Origin of the sequence: Lentzea sp. NPDC060358, assembly GCF_042725365.1 — a bacterium.
Lineage (GTDB): Bacteria > Actinomycetota > Actinomycetes > Mycobacteriales > Pseudonocardiaceae > Lentzea.
Window position 1 is genome coordinate 22,994 of sequence record NZ_JBHXCW010000025.1, and the last position, 16,511, is coordinate 39,504.

At 71.6% G+C, this 16,511-nt stretch carries 14 protein-coding genes and 1 tRNA gene; 7 read left to right on the forward strand and 8 right to left on the reverse strand.

All coding sequences use genetic code 11. From position 1 onward, the window contains the following. Positions 1 to 37: 37 nt before the first annotated feature. Complete coding sequence (locus ACFWGZ_RS08190; RefSeq protein ID WP_382450794.1) at positions 38 to 1,291, reverse strand: DUF2252 domain-containing protein; 1,254 nt, start codon at positions 1,289 to 1,291, stop codon at positions 38 to 40. Positions 1,292 to 1,524: 233 nt separating this feature from the next. Here ACFWGZ_RS08190 and ACFWGZ_RS08195 point away from each other — a divergent pair, with 233 nt between their 5' ends. Next, the gene (locus ACFWGZ_RS08195) at positions 1,525 to 2,868 is read left to right on the forward strand and encodes an SdrD B-like domain-containing protein (RefSeq protein ID WP_382450772.1); all 1,344 of its coding nucleotides are present in this window, start codon (positions 1,525 to 1,527) and stop codon (positions 2,866 to 2,868) included. 10 nt (positions 2,869 to 2,878) lie between these two features. After that, positions 2,879 to 3,046, forward strand: a complete 168-nt coding sequence (locus tag ACFWGZ_RS08200) for a hypothetical protein (RefSeq protein WP_382450773.1) — start codon at positions 2,879 to 2,881, stop codon at positions 3,044 to 3,046. Here ACFWGZ_RS08200 and ACFWGZ_RS08205 read toward each other — a convergent pair. Beyond that, the gene (locus ACFWGZ_RS08205; RefSeq protein WP_382450774.1) at positions 3,001 to 4,992 is read right to left on the reverse strand and encodes an ArnT family glycosyltransferase; all 1,992 of its coding nucleotides are present in this window, start codon (positions 4,990 to 4,992) and stop codon (positions 3,001 to 3,003) included. The genes ACFWGZ_RS08200 and ACFWGZ_RS08205 overlap by 46 nt on opposite strands. Beyond that, positions 4,989 to 6,197, reverse strand: coding sequence for a glycosyltransferase (locus tag ACFWGZ_RS08210; RefSeq protein WP_382450795.1), 1,209 nt, complete (start codon positions 6,195 to 6,197; stop codon positions 4,989 to 4,991). The genes ACFWGZ_RS08205 and ACFWGZ_RS08210 overlap by 4 nt, the downstream gene beginning before the upstream one ends. A 161-nt stretch (positions 6,198 to 6,358) precedes the next feature. Here ACFWGZ_RS08210 and ACFWGZ_RS08215 point away from each other — a divergent pair, with 161 nt between their 5' ends. The 3 genes from ACFWGZ_RS08215 to ACFWGZ_RS08225 are packed head-to-tail and all read left to right on the forward strand — an operon-like array spanning position 6,359 to position 10,473. Continuing rightward, positions 6,359 to 7,024 (forward strand): response regulator transcription factor, encoded by a 666-nt coding sequence (locus tag ACFWGZ_RS08215; protein WP_382450775.1) that lies wholly within the window; start codon positions 6,359 to 6,361, stop codon positions 7,022 to 7,024. Next, positions 7,021 to 8,331 (forward strand): ATP-binding protein, encoded by a 1,311-nt coding sequence (locus ACFWGZ_RS08220; protein WP_382450776.1) that lies wholly within the window; start codon positions 7,021 to 7,023, stop codon positions 8,329 to 8,331. Before ACFWGZ_RS08215 ends, ACFWGZ_RS08220 begins: the two co-directional genes overlap by 4 nt. A gap of 54 nt (positions 8,332 to 8,385) precedes the next feature. After that, positions 8,386 to 10,473, forward strand: coding sequence for a M6 family metalloprotease domain-containing protein (locus ACFWGZ_RS08225; protein ID WP_382450777.1), 2,088 nt, complete (start codon positions 8,386 to 8,388; stop codon positions 10,471 to 10,473). On the opposite strand, the gene ACFWGZ_RS08230 is transcribed toward ACFWGZ_RS08225, so the two are convergent. Together ACFWGZ_RS08230 and ACFWGZ_RS08235 are read right to left on the reverse strand one after the other, a co-directional pair. After that, positions 10,470 to 10,949: a hypothetical protein gene (locus ACFWGZ_RS08230; RefSeq protein WP_382450778.1), complete on the reverse strand. Its 480-nt coding sequence runs from the start codon at positions 10,947 to 10,949 to the stop codon at positions 10,470 to 10,472. The two genes, ACFWGZ_RS08225 and ACFWGZ_RS08230, sit on opposite strands and share 4 nt — an antisense overlap. A gap of 57 nt (positions 10,950 to 11,006) precedes the next feature. Next, positions 11,007 to 12,458, reverse strand: a complete 1,452-nt coding sequence (locus tag ACFWGZ_RS08235) for an LLM class flavin-dependent oxidoreductase (protein ID WP_382450779.1) — start codon at positions 12,456 to 12,458, stop codon at positions 11,007 to 11,009. Between the two features lie 64 nt (positions 12,459 to 12,522). Here ACFWGZ_RS08235 and ACFWGZ_RS08240 point away from each other — a divergent pair, with 64 nt between their 5' ends. Further along, complete coding sequence (locus tag ACFWGZ_RS08240; protein WP_382450780.1) at positions 12,523 to 13,005, forward strand: MarR family winged helix-turn-helix transcriptional regulator; 483 nt, start codon at positions 12,523 to 12,525, stop codon at positions 13,003 to 13,005. 52 nt (positions 13,006 to 13,057) lie between these two features. Beyond that, positions 13,058 to 14,704: an SWIM zinc finger domain-containing protein gene (locus ACFWGZ_RS08245; RefSeq protein ID WP_382450781.1), complete on the forward strand. Its 1,647-nt coding sequence runs from the start codon at positions 13,058 to 13,060 to the stop codon at positions 14,702 to 14,704. 10 nt (positions 14,705 to 14,714) lie between these two features. Here ACFWGZ_RS08245 and ACFWGZ_RS08250 read toward each other — a convergent pair whose 3' ends face one another. The 3 genes from ACFWGZ_RS08250 to ACFWGZ_RS08260 form a co-directional block, all read right to left on the reverse strand. Further along, positions 14,715 to 15,266 (reverse strand): EF-hand domain-containing protein, encoded by a 552-nt coding sequence (locus ACFWGZ_RS08250; RefSeq protein ID WP_382450782.1) that lies wholly within the window; start codon positions 15,264 to 15,266, stop codon positions 14,715 to 14,717. Between the two features lie 209 nt (positions 15,267 to 15,475). After that, a complete protein-coding gene (locus ACFWGZ_RS08255; RefSeq protein WP_382450783.1) occupies positions 15,476 to 16,267 on the reverse strand; it encodes a hypothetical protein in 792 nt (263 codons plus the stop codon). 90 nt (positions 16,268 to 16,357) lie between these two features. After that, a tRNA-Arg gene (locus tag ACFWGZ_RS08260) sits at positions 16,358 to 16,429 on the reverse strand. Positions 16,430 to 16,511 lie beyond the last annotated feature (82 nt).

Sequence of the window (16,511 nt, forward strand, 5' to 3'; positions counted from 1 at the left end):
CAGTACCAAGTCGGCGCGGCCGCCCGGCATTCCCGCCTCACCCGGTGGCCTCGACCCCCTTGAACCGCCCCTCCCGGAACGCGTCCACGAACAGCCGGTGGTCCTCGCGGGTCTGCTGCGCGTACTCGAGCGCGAACGACACGACCGACTCCGCGAACTCCTCGTCGCGGTCGCCGATCGCCGCCGAGATCGCCTCCTCGCACTGGAAGTCCACGAGGGTCTGCGAGGAGTCCTCGTCGGCCACGCAGTGCATCTTGGCCGTGGCGCGGCCCAGGTAGCCGAGGACCGGGAGCATGTCCGCGGGCTCGGTGAGGTCGGACCAGTCGAGGTCCGCCTCGTACGGCGAGAGCTCGGACACGACGTAGCCGACGCCGTCGATCTGGGTGTTGCCGAGCCACGGGTCGGCGTGGGCCTGCAGCGCGCGCTGGGAGACGGCCGTGCGGTGGCCGTGGTCGGTGAAGTACTCGCGGATGCGGTCGTCGTGGACGATCCGGCTGGGGGCCGCGACGTTCGCCTGCTTCATGGACAGCACGACGTCGTTCTCCAGCGCCTGCGAGCGGCCCTCGACGAGGATGTTGTAGGCGTGCAGGCCGGCCGAGCCGATGCCGAAACCGCTGCGGCCCACCACGTCCTTGACGGCGTAGGTGCGGCTGCTGGCGCGCTTGCCGGTCGGGATGGTGTCCAGATAGGACTCGAACGCCTCCTCGACGGCGGCGCGCACGTCCGGTTCCAGTTCGTGCGTGCCCTCGCGGTCGCGGCGGAACCGGCGTTCGTAGTCGACGATCGCCGTCTTCTCGTTCAGCAGGCCGATGCGGGTCTCCAGCCGGGCTCGTTGCAGCACGCGGTGCAGGGCGCCCTCGGTGCTGTCGAGGCGGAGGCTGAAGAGCTCGTCGCCGGGGTGCTCGGCGAACGTGCGGACCTGCTCGACGTAGGCCGAGACGTACGCGCGGATGAGGTCGGTGATCACGCTGTCCGGCAACGCCTTGCGCCAGCCCAGCAGGGCCATCGACGCGGCGAACCGGCGGACGTCCCACGTGAACGAACCGAGGTAGGCCTCGTCGAAGTCGTTGACGTCGAACACCAGCGTGCCCTCGGAGTCCATGTACGTGCCGAAGTTCTGCGCGTGCAGGTCGCCCTGGATCCAGATGCGACCGGTGCGGTCGTCGGCCCATTCATCGGGCAATTCGGCCATGTCGGCGTAGAAGAGGCACGCGCTGCCCCGGTAGAACGCGAACGGTTCCGCCGCCATCTTGCGGAACTTGTGCCGGAACGCGGCGGGGTCGGCCGCCATCAGCCCCGAGAACGCGTCCTCGAGCACACTCACGATGCGGTCGCCGCGATCGGTCACGGTGCCTCCCTGTCTCGTACCTGAGGACGCAGATCTCAACACGAGGATGCGCTCACCGCCCGCCGCACACGCGGGAATTCGCCGTCAGTTCCGAACGAGTTGGCCCCAGAACTCAACAAACCGGGCAAGCGCGGCGTTGAGGGGCGTCACGGGAAGACACATCCATGGGGGATGAAGTGTCCAACAGATCGCTGAGACGCGCCTTGCCCGGAGCGGGCGCGCTCACCACAGCCGCGGTGCTCGCGTTCGGCGGCGCCGCGACCGCTCAGGAGCCCGCCCCGCCGTCGGAGGCACCGCCTCGAGCGGTCCTCCGCACGACGGTCGAACTCGACAAGCCGCACTACCTCCTCCACGAGGACATGCGGATGAAGTTCACGATCACGAACATCGGCGGCCAGGTCGCCGAACGCGTGCGGTTCCGCCTGCCGCCGGGCGATCCGCACTACGACCGGTGGAACTGGGCGCCGCTGCGGGAGACCCAGGAGGGCATCCGGCTCGAACCGGGGGAGACCAGGGTCCTCGAGTTCTCCGGCGGGGTCGTCGACAGGTACAACGGCTCCACCGCGGGCATCGAGGACAAGTGGTTCGACTTCGCGGGCCGGCAGGAGACCGGCGAGGACCACTTCACCGCCGTCGCCCCCGTCACGCCGACCGAGGGCGACATCCGGGGCGTCGTGTACGCGGACAAGAACCGCAACGGCCGGCAGGACGCGGGTGAGGCCCTCGCCGGTACCGCGGTCGGCGTCCGGGGCGGGCGCCGGATGCGGGCGGAGCGCACCACGGACGCCGGCGGGCGGTTCCTGTTCGCGAAGGCACCGGGTGGCACCTGGTCGCTCTCCTACTCGCACCCGGACGGCTGGGTGGTGCCGGAGGGGGACGGATCGGTCCAGACCGTCCGCGTCACGCCGGCCGGCGTCGAGCTCTCCGTGCGCGCCGAGCGGCCGGCCTCCGACTCGGTCCAGGCGGAGCTGGCCCTCGACAGGACCGTCTACCGGCCGGGGGACCCCGTCACGATCACGGCCACGCTGACCAACAGCGGCGCTCGTGCGGTGGAGGGGGTCCAGGCGACCTGCCTCGACCACGGCAGCAAGCACCACGTCGGCTCGGGGGCCGGCTGGGGCGACCTGGCGCCGGCGGGACCCGGCGTGACCATCGCCGCGGGCGAGACCAGGACGTTCAGCGTCACCGACGTGGTGCCGCGGGAAGCCCTGGCCCGTGGTGAGGTGCTCGCGGTCTGCCGGTTCGGGCCGCACGTCCTGGACGGCGCCGGCTACGCCGAGGCCACGGCGAGCGCCGCGGTCACCGGGGAGCCGGAGGAGACCTCGCCGCCGACGCCCGGCCCGGTCCCGCCGGGTCCGGGAGGAGCGGCGGTGCCCGAACCGGCCGCCCGCGTGGCGCTGGCCAGGACGGGCGCCGCGGTGCTCGGCCTGGGCCTGCTGGGCGTGCTGCTGGTGGCGTCCGGGGCGGGCTTGCTCAGAGCGAGCAGGAATCGAGAAGCCCGGGACGCGGACCACGCCTAACGTCGGCGGCATGTGCTTCATGTTCGGTGCCGCCGAGGACCACGTCGCACGCGTGCTCGCCGAACTGGCGGAGCACGCCGGCCCGGCGGCGGACGAGATGACGGCGGGCGCGGCGCTCGTGCCCCCACCGGCTCACGCCCGGCACTCCAGCAGCGACTGCGCCGACCCGCCGCCGTAGGCGCTCGGGTCCACCGCGGAGCAGTGCCCGGAGATCCACTCCTGGCGGCCGTGATCACCGCGGCCGCCGGGACCACCGCCCATCCGGTCGCCACCGCTGAGCACGAACTTGAGCCTGCCCTCGGCGACCCAGGTCTGCAGCTGGCCGACCGACGGCGCGTCGTCCGAACCGGAGAACCCGCCCATGCCGATCACGACGTCGTCCGAGCCGAGGATGAACGGCGCGGCGGCCTGCGACGACCCGGCGACCGCGAGCGTGATCTCCGCGCCGCCGCTGTGCGCCCTGGCGTAGTCCAGGATCCGCTTCTGCTCGTCGCTCAGCGTGGCCCGGTCGCCGCCGGGCCCGTTCCGCCGTGGCCGCGGAGCTCCGCCGGGCGGCTGCTGCCCGCCGCGGAAGATCTGCACGCCACCACCGGGCGTGGCCGGTCCGGCTGCGGGGATGCCGCCACCGGAACCGGCCGTCGCGGCCGTGGCCGCCGACCACACCGCGGGCGTCAGCAGCACCGCCACCACCGCCGCCACCAGTCCGGCCCGGCGCAGTCCGAGCAGCAGCACGACGACCGCCACCGCCGCGACCGCGAGCACCGCCCACCGCGTCCAGCCGTGGAACGCCGTGTCGCGCGAGACCACGACGAACGCCCACACCGCCGTGACCGCCACCGACACCGGCAGCAGGAACCGCACGAAGCTCCTGGCGCGCCAGAACATCACGAGCCCGGCCGCGCCGATCGCCGCGACCGCCGGGGCGAGCATCGTCGTGTAGTAGGGGTGGAAGATGCCCTGCGCGAAGCTGAACACCACCGCCGTGACCAGCAGCCAGCCGCCCCACAGGAACCAGCCCGCGCGTTCGGCCGGGTCGCCGGGGACCCCGCGCCGCCACCGCAGCACGCCCGCCACCGACACCGCGCCGAGCACCAGCAGGCACAGCGGCAGCAGCCACGAGATCTGCCCGCCGACCGCCGCGTCGAACATGCGGCCGGCGCCGGGCTGCCCGCCGAACATCGCCCCGCCGCCGGGCCCGCCGACCTCGCCGCCGGGCGGCAGCTGACCGGACGGGAACCGGCCCGGCGGCACCTGACCGAGCTGCCCGCCACCGCGGTTGCCGCTCCCGCCGAACACCCGGCCGAGCCCGTTGTACCCGATGATCAGGTCCCACGCGCCGCCGTCCGTGCTGCCCCCGATGTACGGCTTGGCCCCCGGCCACACCGCGTGCAGCACCACCCACCAGAACGACGACACCACCAGCACCGCACCGGCCGCGAGCAGGTCGAGCACCCGCCGCGTGACCGCCGCACCGGAGCCCACCAGGTAGGCGAGCGCGAACCCCGGCACCACGATCCACGCCTGCAGCATCTTCGTCAGGAACCCGCAGCCGACGAAGAACGCGCACCACAGCAGCCACTTCGTCCGCGGGCGGCTCTCCGCCGACCTGACCGAGCGCGTGAAGGCGTACGCGGCGGCGACGAGGAGCAGCACCAGCAGCGTGTCGGGGTTGTTGTCGCGGTTGATCGCCACGGTGATCGGCGTCAGGGCGAAGATCAGCGCGGCGAGCAGAGCCACCTCCTCGCCCGCCCACAGCCGGACCGCGCGGTGCAGCAGGAACACCGCCGCGACACCTTCGAGCACCTGCGGCAGCAGCACGACCCAGCCGTGGAAGCCGAAGATCCACACAGCGACCGCCTGCGGCCACAACGCCAACGGCGGTTTGTCGACCGTCACCACGCCCGCCGGGTCGAACGAGCCGAACAGGAAGTTCGTGAACGAGGTCGACATCGACTTCGCGGCGGCCGAGTAGTACGAGTTGCCGATCTGCCCGCCCCAGATCGCCCACGTGTACAGGGCACCCGCCAGCACGCAGATCGCGACGAGAACCCAGACGTGCCAACGGGACCGCTGTGCTCCGGCCGGTCGTCCGGCCGGAGCGGCCACTGCGGCAGTGGCGGTCATGCGTCGTCCTTTCGGTCGTCCCTGCGGAACACCCAGCTCCGCAGCAGGAAGAAGCGCCCCACCGTGCCGAGGGCGGAAGAGCCCAGCAGCACCACCAGTTCCAGTGCGCGCGGCGGATTGGGGGAGGCCGCGTGCAGCACGAGCAAAGCGGCCGAGGTGAACGCGTAGTAGAGCCCGAACACCACGAGGCCCTGCAGGTGCGTCTTGCCGCGGGCGGCGTTGCGTGCGGTGAAGGTGAAGCGGCGGTTGGCCTCGGTGTTGACGAGGGTGGTGATCACCAGCGCGGCGAGGTTGGCCGCGAGCACCGGCCACCACAGCCGGAACACCCCGTACAGCGCCAGGTTCGCGAGCGTGGAGAGCACGCCGATCACCGCGAACGACAGCATCTGCCACGACAGCCCGCCCTCGCTGCGGCTCAGCACGGCGTCGGGGTGGATCGCCTTCGGTTCCGGCCGCCGCGGCAGGCCGGAGACCCGCGCGGTGCCGTTGGCCTTCGCTCTGGCCACCCGGACCAGCCCCTTGATGTCGTCGACCGCGGTGCCGACCACGTCGACCCGGCTGTCGACGTCCTCGACCCAGTCCACCGGCACCTCGTGCACGCGCAGGCCATTGTGCTCGGCCAGCAGCAGGAGTTCGGTGTCGAAGAACCACGCCTCGTCGCGCGCCTGGCCGAGCAGCGGCCGGACGACGTCCGTGCGGGCGGCCTTGAAACCGCACTGGGCGTCGCTGAACCGGGCGCCGTGCGTGAGCCGGATCAGCGCGTTGTAGGCCCGCGAGACCAGTTCCCGGCGCGGCCCGCGGACCGTGCGCGACCCCGGTGCGAGCCGGGAGCCGATCGCGAGGTCCGAGTGCCCGTTGAGCAGCGGCGCGACCAGCGGCAGCAGCCCGTCGAGGCCGGTCGACAGGTCGACGTCCATGTAGACGACGACCGCCGCCTCGCTGGCGCCCCACGACTCCCGCAGCGCGAGCCCCCGGCCCTTGCGGTCGAGGTGGTGCACGCGCACCCGCTCGTACTTCTCCTCCAGCTCCCGGGCGACTTCGAGGGTCCGGTCGGTGCTGGCGTTGTCGACGACCACGATCGACCAGTCGAACGGGAACTGCTCGCTCAGGAACCGGTGCAGCACCTCGACGCAGCCCGGCAGCGCGCGTTCCTCGTCGTAGACGGGGATCATGATGTCGACTGTTCCCGTGGCCTGCGCGGTCATCACCGCCATGAGGTTCTCCGTTCCACTGTGGACACCGAAGTGGCCGTTGTGCAACCGAGCGTGCTGACGTCGCCGTGAGAACGTCCTTGGCCCGCGCTGAGAGAATCGTGAGAGCGCCGATGCACAGGTGGCTCACAGGCTCCGGCCCTACCGTCGCTGCCATGAGACTGCTGGTGGTGGACGACGACCCGGACGTGCGGGACAGTCTGCGCCGCAGTCTCGAGTTCGAGGGCTACGAGGTCACGACGGCCGCGGACGGGGCCGAGGCGCTGACCAGGCTGCCCGGCGCCGACCTCGCGATCCTCGACCTGATGATGCCCGTGCTCGACGGGTCGGAGGCGTGCCGACGGCTGCGCGCGGCGGGGGAGCGCCTGCCCGTGCTGATGCTCACCGCCCGCGACGCGCTGGGCGACCGGGTCACCGGCCTGGACGCGGGTGCCGACGACTACCTGGTCAAACCGTTCGCGCTGGAGGAGCTGCTGGCCCGCGTGCGCGCGCTGCTCAAGCAGAACCGGAACCGGCCGGTGCCGCGGCTGCTGCAGTTCGCCGACCTGCGGATGGACCCGGACGCCCGCGAGGTCGTGCGCGGCGGCGAGCGGCTCGACCTGACGCCGACCGAGTTCGACCTGCTGGCCGTGTTCCTGGCCGAACCGGACCGGCTGCTGACCAAGAACCACCTCAAGCACGCCGTGTGGGGCAAGGACCCCGGCACGAACCTCCTCGAGGTCTACATCGGCTACCTGCGCCGCAAGACCGAGTCCGGCGGGCGGCCGCGGCTGCTGCACACCGTGCGGGGCCTGGGTTTCCTGCTGCGCGAGTCGCCGTGACCCGCCCGGTCCTGCTGCGCAGCAAGCTCGCGCTGATCACCGCGTTCGTCGTGGCGGTCGCGATCGCCGGGATCAGCGTCGTCACGTGGCTCGCGACCGAGCACAACCTGCGCTCGCAGCTCGACAGGTCGCTGCAGGCGAGCCTCCCGCCGCGGATCAAGATCCGGTGCGACGCGAGCGTCCCGGCGGAGGGCCTGCGGCAGGTCCTGCAGGGCATCCAGACACTGGGCCCCGACGGCGGCACGTGCGCGCCGCCCGGCGTCGACCCCGTGGTGACCACCGCCGGCGACCTCGTGACCACGCGGACCTTCCGCGACGGCGTCACGCAGTCCGGCGCCGAGGCACGGGTCCTGCTGCAACCGCTGGAGAACGGCGAGGTGCTGGTCCTCAGCCGCAGCACCGCCGAGATCGACACCACCCTGGCCACGCTCGCGGGCGTCCTCGTCGGGGTGTCCGTCCTGGGCGCGGTGGTCGTCGCCGCCGGAGGGCTGTGGCTGACGCGCCGCGCGTTCGCCCCGATGGAACGCCTCACCGAGGCCGTCGAGCACATCGCCCGCACCGAGGACCTCACCACGCCGGTCACCGTCTCCGGCCGCGACGAGGTGGGGCGCCTCGGCCGTGCGTTCACGTCGATGACCGCGGCGCTGGCCGAGTCGCGGCGGCGGCAGCGAGACCTCGTCAACGACGCCGCGCACGAGCTGCGCACGCCGCTGACCTCGTTGCGCACCAACATCGACCTGCTCGTCCGCAGCGAGCGCACCGGCCGCCCGCTGCCCCAGCGCGGCGAGGTCCTCGACCGCCTCCAGGCCCAGAGCCGGGAGTTCGGCGACCTCGTCACCGAGCTCGTCGTGCTGGCCCGCGACGACCGCGAGCTGGCCAGGGACCCGGTCGACGTCGCCGGGGTGATCGACCGGGCCGTCCGGCGCGCCCGCAGCCGTGCCCACGACCACGTCTTCGACGTCGAGCGCGCGGACTGGTCGATCGTCGGCGACGCGGGCGCGTTGGAGCGCAGCGTGCTCAACCTGCTCGACAACGCCGTGAAGTTCTCCCCGGCGAGCTCCACGATCACCGTCCGCTCGAAGCCGGGCTGGCTCACCGTCAGCGACGAGGGGCCCGGCCTCCCGTTCGAGCACCGGCGGTCGGCCTTCGAACGGTTCTGGCGCGCGCCCGATGCCCGCGGCCTGCCCGGCTCCGGCCTGGGGCTCGCGATCGTGGCCGACGTCGTGGCGGTGCACGGCGGCACGGTGCGGTTCGTGCCGAGGCCGCGCGGCGCGTCGGTGTTCGTCCAACTGCCCGAATTCCGTTGAGCAGCAGACGATCGACGGTGGTTCGCGAGGGCCGCTCTGCACCACGGTGGTCACATGGACCGCAGACACCGGCGCCCTGCCCTGCTGATCACCGCGTTCCTCTCGGTCGCGATGGTCACCGCCGGCAACTCCGCCGCAGCCCCTTCCCCCGAACAGCCGTCGAACCACTGGCAGTACGACCACTGGCTCCAGCAGCAGCCGTGGCAGCAGTCGGGTGAGACCGCGCGGGTCTTCGCGCAGAACGGTTTCCCCGGCCCGATCGACCCGCAGAACTGGGTCAACCCCGACCACATGACGTGGGAACGCGACTACCGGAAGATCCCCGGCACCAACTGGGCCGACCCGTCGGTCAAGGGTTCGGTGCGCAACTTCAAGGGCGCACTGGTCCTGCTGGACTACCCGAACCAGCCTTTCGTCGTGACGCAGCCGGGCGGCTCCACGGTGTTCGGCAACCCGAGCACCGAGGCGAGCGGCGTCCCGCGCGCCCAGGTCGGCCAGTTCTACCAGGACTTCCTCAACAAGCCGGGCGCGCTCAACCGCGGCCACACCGTGCACGAGTACTGGATGGAGACCTCCGGCGGTCGCTACGGCGTCGAGCTGAACGCGTTCGGCCCGTACACGATGCCGGGCAAGGACCACGAGTACGCCATGGAGTTCCAGGGCGGCACCGGCTGTCCCGCGGGCGACAACTGCAACCGCAACATCCGCACCGACGGCCGTGCGGCGTGGGTGGCGGACGTGGGCTCGCAGGTGCCCGCGGGCTACGACTTCATCTACTACCTGTCGGCGGGCCAGGACGAGTCCGGCACCTGGCAGGAGTTCGGGATGATGAAGTTCCGGACCAAGGAGGACGTGACCGACGACTTCGGCCCGCCGGACCCGGCGCTGCCGAACTGGTCGAACACCCGTTACGTCGACTGGACGTCGTGGGCGGCGGGCTCGTCGATCTGGCCGAACGCGGGCGGCGGCTCGTCCACCCAGGCCGAGAGCTCCGGCCAGGGCGTGTACGCGCACGAGCTGAGCCACATCCTCGGCATCGGCGACAACTACAACAACCCGTACGGCTCCCCGCCGCGCCGTGACTACAGCGGCCCGTGGGACATGCTGTCGCGCGGCTCGTTCAACGGCCCCGGCGGCCCGCACTCGCGGTGGACGATCCCGGCCACCGGCGGCGGTTCGCTCGGCGCCCAGCAGACGTTCCGCAACCGGATCAAGCTCGGGATCGTGGACGAGCAGAACGTCCTGCGGCTCTCGCGCGAGGCGCTGGCCGGGTCCGGCACGGTCATCGCGAAGATCACCGCCCGCGAGGTGAACCCGGGCTCCGGCGGCTTGACGGGCATCAACCTGGCGATGGGCACCGGCGACAAGACGCCGTCGTGCAACGTCTCCACGAACCCGTTCTGCGACGGCGGCGGTTACAACAACTACACGCTCGAAGTCGTCGACCGCATGGGCGCCGACTCGTTCACCCCGGACTCGGGCGTGCTGCTGGCCAAGACGAAGAACGCCGACGCCGCACCGTTCACGTGGGTGATCGACGCCAACCCGCAGGACATCGGCATGACCGACTACGTGCTGCCCGACGGCACCAGGGTCCCGATCACGATCGGCGACTACCGCCAGCTGTCCGACGCCCTGTTCCACGCGGGCACGAACTCGGGCAGCGAGTACGAGTTCGTCGACCAGGCCAACCGCCTGCACTTCTACGTGCTGGACCTGCAACGCGACTCGCGCGGCGTCCTGTCGTACACGGTCGCGGTCCGGTCCCTGGACGGCGCCGGCCCGCAGCAGCGCGGCGTGCGCGTCACGCCCACCGCCGCCCGTGCCGGTGCGGACGGCGTGGCGACGTGCCGCTTCCCGCTGACCAACACCGGCCGTGCCGCCACCCCCGGCTCGCAGCACCCGGAGCCCGTCGACCAGTACCTCGACGGCGACGTGTACCGCGTGACCGCGACGGCTTCCGCCGGCTGGACCGTCTCGGTGCCGAACGCGTTGGCCACGGCCAAGTTCGGCGGCCGCGTCGACGTGCCGGTGCACGCCCAGCGCGGCAGCGGGCAGGTCATGTCGAAGGTGACGCTGACCGCGGTGTCGGAGAGCAACCCGGCGAAGACCGCCACCGCCACCTGCACGGTGACCGGCTAGCGGTTCCTGCTCCGGGCCGGTCTCGGCCGGCTCGGAGCACGTCGCCGTTGGGGCGCACCGGGTCCGGACGTCAGCATCACGAAGCACGCCGTCAGCAGGATCGCCCCGCACGCCACCCACGTGAGCGTTCTGACCACCGCCACCGGCGCGGGCACCCCGATCCCGAGCAGCAGCAACGGCATCCCGAGCGCGTAGGTGACCCCGGCCGCGAACGTGCGCCCGTTCCCGTTGAGCAGCAACGGAACCGCGCCGATGGCCACCAGCACGGCGAATGCCAGCCACGCGTACGTCAGTCCCCGGTGCAGCCCGACCGTGACGTCGATGCCCTGCTGCGCGCGGATCGCCTGCTCGGCCGCCGCCGCGGTGGCGAACCCGACCGCGGCCGTCGTGCCCGCGATGGCCGCGGTGAGCAGCAGCGACGCACCCAGGATCGTGCGACCGCGCCGCACCGGGTCGACTCGCTTCCTGGTGTCCACGAACCCCAGTCTGTTGCCGGGAGCGCTCCCCGCTCCACCGCACACGCCGAGGTGCACTCAGTAGTGGTACGGAATGCGCGCCATCGGCTCGACCAGCTCACGCTCCTCATAGGACAGGTGCGACAGCAACGTGTCGGTGAGCAGGTCGACGGCCTGCGCCACCTCCGTGATCCTCTTCGGCTCGGCGACCGTGTTCACCAGGGCGGCGTCCAGCCGTTCGAGCACGTCGTGGATCACCAGGTGCTCCTCGGACAGCCGGTCCAGCACCGGCCCGAGCCGCGCGTCCCCCGCCCGGAGCTGGGGGTAGAGGCTCCGGTCCTCCAGCGTGTGGTGGAGGGTGACGAGCCGGCAGTAGGTCTCGCAGTAGGCGCCCATCGTCCAGTTGTTCTGGCGCATGGTCATCGCGTTGATCTCGTCCCGCGCGTCGCCGATGTCGGTGATGCCGTCCGCGACCTGCCGGACGACCTGGCGGATCTTGGTCAGCTCCTCGCGCAGGTGGTCGTGCACGCCGACGAGCTGACGGCTGTGCGCCCGCCCGGCCGCGGTGTAGACGGCGTCCTTCTCCGGCTTGGGCCCCCGTGGCCGCGCGGCCTCGTCCCACAAGGTCTCCGCGGAGAGGCGTTGCCCGTCGTCAGGCGTGGGCGTCACGCCCAGCGCTTTGGGGAGGGCATCCCGTTCCTTCCTCACCATCTCCCGCACGGCCGGCGCGACCTCCTCCGCGAACGCCCGCACCTCGTCGTCGGTGTCGACCATGAGGATGAACCCGCTGATGCCGTGCTCGAGCGCCAGTTCCGTGAGTTGCTCGGCCGTGAAGCCGGGCGAGATGTTGTAGAGCCGCTTCACGTCGCCGGGCTCTCGCCCCGCCTCACGAGCCGCGTCGTCGATGATCGCGTTCATCGCCCCGAGCTGCTCGGGCGGCGCGTACGAGCTGGACGGCAGCCACCCGTCCGCGGCGCGTCCGGTGAGCTGCAGCATCCGCTTCTTGTAGGCCCCGAGCCAGATCCCGACGTCGTGCGCCGGGAACGGCCCGGGCCGCGCACCGCCGAGCGAGTAGTGCTCCCCCGCGATCCGCGTGGTCCTGCCCGGCGTCCACAACGCCCGGATCACCGCAATGGCCTCGTCGAGGGCCTTCACGGACTCACCGGGCGTCCTCACCGGCCCACCCATGGCCCCGATGGCGTCCCAGAACGCCCCGGCCCCGAGCCCCAGCTCGACCCGACCACCCGTGATGGCGTCCAGGCTCGCCACCGCGCGCGCCAGCATCGCGGGCGGCCGCAACGGCAGGTTGGCGACGTTGGGGAACACCCGCACGTTCGTCGTGCTGGCCGCGATGACGGCCAACGACGTCCACGTGTCGAGGTGCGTGGCGTTGTACGGGTGGTCCTGGATGCTCACGAAGTCGAGTCCCAGCACGTCAGCGGCCTGGGCCAGCCGCAGAGCGCTGTCGAACCGTTCGGCGGTGGGCGCCAGGAACACCCCGAACTCGACCGGGTGACCGTAATCTGTCATGCCGAAAGTATGCCATGCAGATGTTCTGCTGAGCAGACGTTCTGTCGCCGCTATCATTGCGGGGGTGACGGCTCTGGAGGACGACTTCGGCTGGACCCTCGGCGTGGTCTTCCGCGCTTTCGTGAAGGCGACCAACGCCGCCGTGGGCGACCTGCCCGGCGGCCACCGCGGCTACCAGGTCCTCACCGCGGCGGTGCGCGACCAGCCGGAAAGCCAGTCCGCGCTGTCCCAGCAACTGGGCGTGGACCGCACGGTGATGACGTACCTGCTGGACGACCTGGAGCGCGCCTCCCTGGTCTCCCGCAGGCCTGCGCCGACCGACCGCCGAACCCGCCTGGTCGTGGCCACCCCCGCCGGCCGCGAACGTTTGCGCGACCTGGAACTCCGCCTGTCGCACGCCGAGGCCCACGTCCTGTCCGGCCTGCCCGAGGCGGACCGCTCGACGTTCCGGTCCCTGCTGCGCCGGTTGGCGGGGCACGTCAACGAGCTGGACCCGGTGCCGAGCGCGTGCGCGGCGGTGCAGGACATCGCGGCGGGCACGCCTTAGCCGGACAGCTCGCGCACGTTGCCGGTGACGCTGCCTGGCAGGATCACCGGTCGTGGCGGTGACCAGGAGCACGGTGCGGAAGCTGGCCGACGAGAAGTCCTTCGAGCGGGGAGAGCGGTACTTCGCGGCCGGTCAGGTCCGGCGGATCGAGGTGGACGGGGCGACCGTGACCGCGGCGGTGGACGGCACCCGCACCTACCGCGTGCGGCTCGAGGTGACGCCGAAGGGCCTGCGCGGGCGGTGTTCCTGTCCGTACGGAGCCGAGGGCGTGTTCTGCAAGCACTGCGTCGCGACGTCGCTGGCGTGGCTGGAGCAGGGCGGCGAGGTGGGGGAGCCGCGCGCGAAGCCGTTGTCGGACAAGCGGTTGCGGTTGTTCTTGCGCGGCTGTGAGCAGGAGTGGCTGATCGACGAGCTGATGAGGGCCGCGAAGTCGGACCGGGTGCTGCGTGCGCGGCTCGCCGCCGCGGCCGGTCAGCGGGACGCGTTCGACGACCACGACATCAGGGAACGTCTGGAACGCGCGATCGACATCCCCGACTTCGTCGACCACGCCGAGGCGTACGGCTACTTCCTGCACGTCGGTGACGCGCTGGACGAAGTCGAACGACTGGTCGGAGCCGGGTTCGCCGATGCCGCCATCGCCCTCGCCGAGCACGCGCTGGAACTCCTGGAGACCGCTGCCGAACGGGTGGACGACTCCGACGGAGGGTTGTCCGAGGCCTTGGCCCGCGTCGAGGAGATCCACCTGGTGGCCTGCGCGGCGGGCTCCCCGGACCCGGTGGAACTGGCCGAACGCCTGGTCGCGCGGGCGTTGAGCAGCGAGTACGAGGTGTTCCTCGACGTGCTGTCCGAGTACCGGGACGTGCTGGGCCCGGCGGGCCTGGCCCGGTACCGGGGACTCGTCGAGCAGGCGTGGCGGGAACTGCCGCCGAAGAAGGCGAACGACCACAGCGCCCGCCGTTTCGCCATCGCTCATCTCATGGAGAACCTGGCCGAGGCGTCGGGAGGGGCGGACGGGTTGGTGGAGGTGCTGGCCCGGGACGTGACGAGCTCCTACGACGTGCTCCGCATCGCCGAACGGCTGTGCGCCGACGACCGTGACGACGAGGCGCTGACCTGGCTGGAGCGCGGCCTGTCGGACTTCGAACCGGACTTCCGCCTGCGCGACCTGGCCGCCGAGGTCCACGTGCGCGCGAACCGGCGCGACCGGGCGGGCGAGCTGCTGTGGGCCAACTTCACCGACCGCCCGTGCCTGGCGACCTTCCGCGCGCTCCGCGAGGCCACGGCCGGAGACTTCCCGCGGTGGCGGGAACGCGCGCTGGCCTTCCTCGCCGAACTGCCGCCGGTCCGTTCCACGCTCGTGGAGGTCCTGCTGGCCGAAGGGGAGGACGAGGCCGCCTGGCGAGCCGCTGTCGACGGCGGCTGCTCGGAGAGCCTGTGGCTGCGCCTCGCGCGCGTCCGGGCCGCGAGTCATCCGGCCGACGCCATCCCGATCCTGCTCGGCGCTGCCGATCGGGCGATCGAGGTCCGCAACCGTGACGCCTATCAGGCAGCCGTCCGGCTGCTGGTCGAGGCCGGGGCGTTGTTCGCCCGCTGCGACCGCGACGACGACTTCCGCGCCCACTTGGCCGCCGTGCGCGACGCGCACCGCACCAAGTGGGCCCTGCGGCAGGAACTGGACTGGGCCCGGTTGCCCTGACCGGCCGGGGTCAGAAGCGTCCGAAGAACACGCTGCCCGGCACGTCGGGGTCGTTGGACAGGTAGTGCTCGCGCACCGCCCGGATGAACTCGTGGCGGGAGATCGCCCCGTCCCCGTCGGTGTCCAGCTGGTGGAACGAGTCGAGGGCCTCGGGCGCGTCGGAACGCCAGACGTCCCGCAGGAACCGCGCGAACTCGTCGTTGCCGATCTCGTTGTCACCGTCGGCGTCGATCACGTCGAAGATCGCGTGAGCGCCGCCCTCGGTGAGGTTGAGCCTGCTCGTGTCGATCGTCGCCAGCCGGGTGGCGGTGACGAACTGGTCCTTGCTGAGCCGGTCGCTGTCCACACCCGCGTGGCGCAGGAGCTCCAGCCAGCTGATCTGGCAGAACGACAGCAGCGCACGGGTCCTGCGATCGGTCCTGTCGAGCTGGTACGCCTGGACGTAGCGGTTGCCGAGGGCCTCGTAGTCCGTCCAGTCCAGGAAGCCGTCGTGGTCGCTGTCCAGGCTGTCGAACGCCCGCTCCAGCTTGAGGCTGATCAAGTCCCGCGTCGTGGTGGTCATGCCTGGCCCTTCCTGTGGCGGTGCCGATCGGACCCGATCAGCATGCTCAGGGCCGGGCAGGGCAGGCCACGGCTACCACGCCACCTGGTGGTATTCGACCTCGAACCGGTTGTCGCGGACCGTGGGTGCATACCGCGGGTAGCCGTAATGCTGCACAGTGTCACCATTTCGAGACGGCCCTCGGCCGGTAAGCTGCGTCGAGCCCAGGACTACGCCGGGTTCTCCGCGACCGCGAGGTAGTCCGTGTAGATCTGCGGCGAGCCCGAGAACGAGGCCAGCTGCTTCCACTCCTCGTACATCTGCTTGGTGTCGCGGTGAGCGGCCGCGAACTCCGCGGCCACCCCGGTGGCGATGTCGGGCTCGGGGTAGAAGACGTCCAGCGCGTCCAGGCTCGCGATCTCCATCATCATCACGTACTGGTCGAGGCGGTTGCCCCGCTCGCCCTTGAGCACGTGGAACCGCCAGTCCGGGTAGTCGTCGATCCGGTGGTGGTTCTCGGCGATGAAGCGGTCGAACACCTCCTCCGTCACGCCGGCGCGCAGCGCCAGGTTGTGGATCCCGATGACGCGGGCGACGGGCTCCTCTCCCGGGCGGTCGCGGTAGCGGGGGCCGGGCGTGACGGTGCTCCGCGGGTTGTCGGCCAGCAGCCGGTAGTCGGTGAACAGCGTGGGCAGCTCGCCGAACGTGCCCAGCCGCCGCCAGCGCGCCAGCACGGCCTCCGCCTCGGGGTGCTGCGCCCAGAACTGCCGGGCCGCCTCGGTCTGCTCGCCGCGGGCGGTGACGTAGCGGTCGCGCTGCTTGGCGCTCTCGATCTCGAACAACATCAGGTACTGCCCGGTCCGCTCGCCGCGCAAGCCGCGCAGCAGGGTCCACCGCCACCCCGGGTACACGGGCAGGTGAACGCCTTCGGCGCGGACGAAGGTCTCGAACTCCTCCGGCGTGACACCGGACTCCGTGTCGATGGCGATGTACTGGAAGGTGAACACCGACGAGCGTCCCATTGCGTCCAATCCACGAGCCGGAACAGCGGAAAACGACCGAAGGCGACCCGGTTCGCGTACTCCGCGAACACAGATCGCCTTCGTCTTCGGTGCCCCCGGCAGGATTCGAACCTGCGCTCCCGCCTCCGGAGGGCGGTGCTCTATCCCCTGAGCTACGGGGGCCGTAGCTACGTGGAAGATCCTAGCGCACTCCGCGGACCCCCAACGACACCGGCCCCTGCAACGGCGCGGACGTGGCCTCCGT

Bases quoted from the DNA above. Each gene is read 5' to 3' on its own strand.
- ACFWGZ_RS08190 (WP_382450794.1), bottom strand. From the start codon at position 1,291: ATGGCGGCCGACCCCGCCGCGTTCCGGCACAAGTTCCGCAAGATGGCG.
- ACFWGZ_RS08200 (WP_382450773.1), top strand. From the start codon at position 2,879: ATGTGCTTCATGTTCGGTGCCGCCGAGGACCACGTCGCACGCGTGCTC.
- ACFWGZ_RS08205 (WP_382450774.1), bottom strand. From the start codon at position 4,992: ATGACCGCCACTGCCGCAGTGGCCGCTCCGGCCGGACGACCGGCCGGA.
- ACFWGZ_RS08210 (WP_382450795.1), bottom strand. From the start codon at position 6,197: ATGACCGCGCAGGCCACGGGAACAGTCGACATCATGATCCCCGTCTAC.
- ACFWGZ_RS08215 (WP_382450775.1), top strand. From the start codon at position 6,359: ATGAGACTGCTGGTGGTGGACGACGACCCGGACGTGCGGGACAGTCTG.
- ACFWGZ_RS08225 (WP_382450777.1), top strand. From the start codon at position 8,386: ATGGACCGCAGACACCGGCGCCCTGCCCTGCTGATCACCGCGTTCCTC.
- ACFWGZ_RS08235 (WP_382450779.1), bottom strand. From the start codon at position 12,458: ATGACAGATTACGGTCACCCGGTCGAGTTCGGGGTGTTCCTGGCGCCC.
- ACFWGZ_RS08250 (WP_382450782.1), bottom strand. From the start codon at position 15,266: ATGACCACCACGACGCGGGACTTGATCAGCCTCAAGCTGGAGCGGGCG.
- ACFWGZ_RS08255 (WP_382450783.1), bottom strand. From the start codon at position 16,267: ATGGGACGCTCGTCGGTGTTCACCTTCCAGTACATCGCCATCGACACG.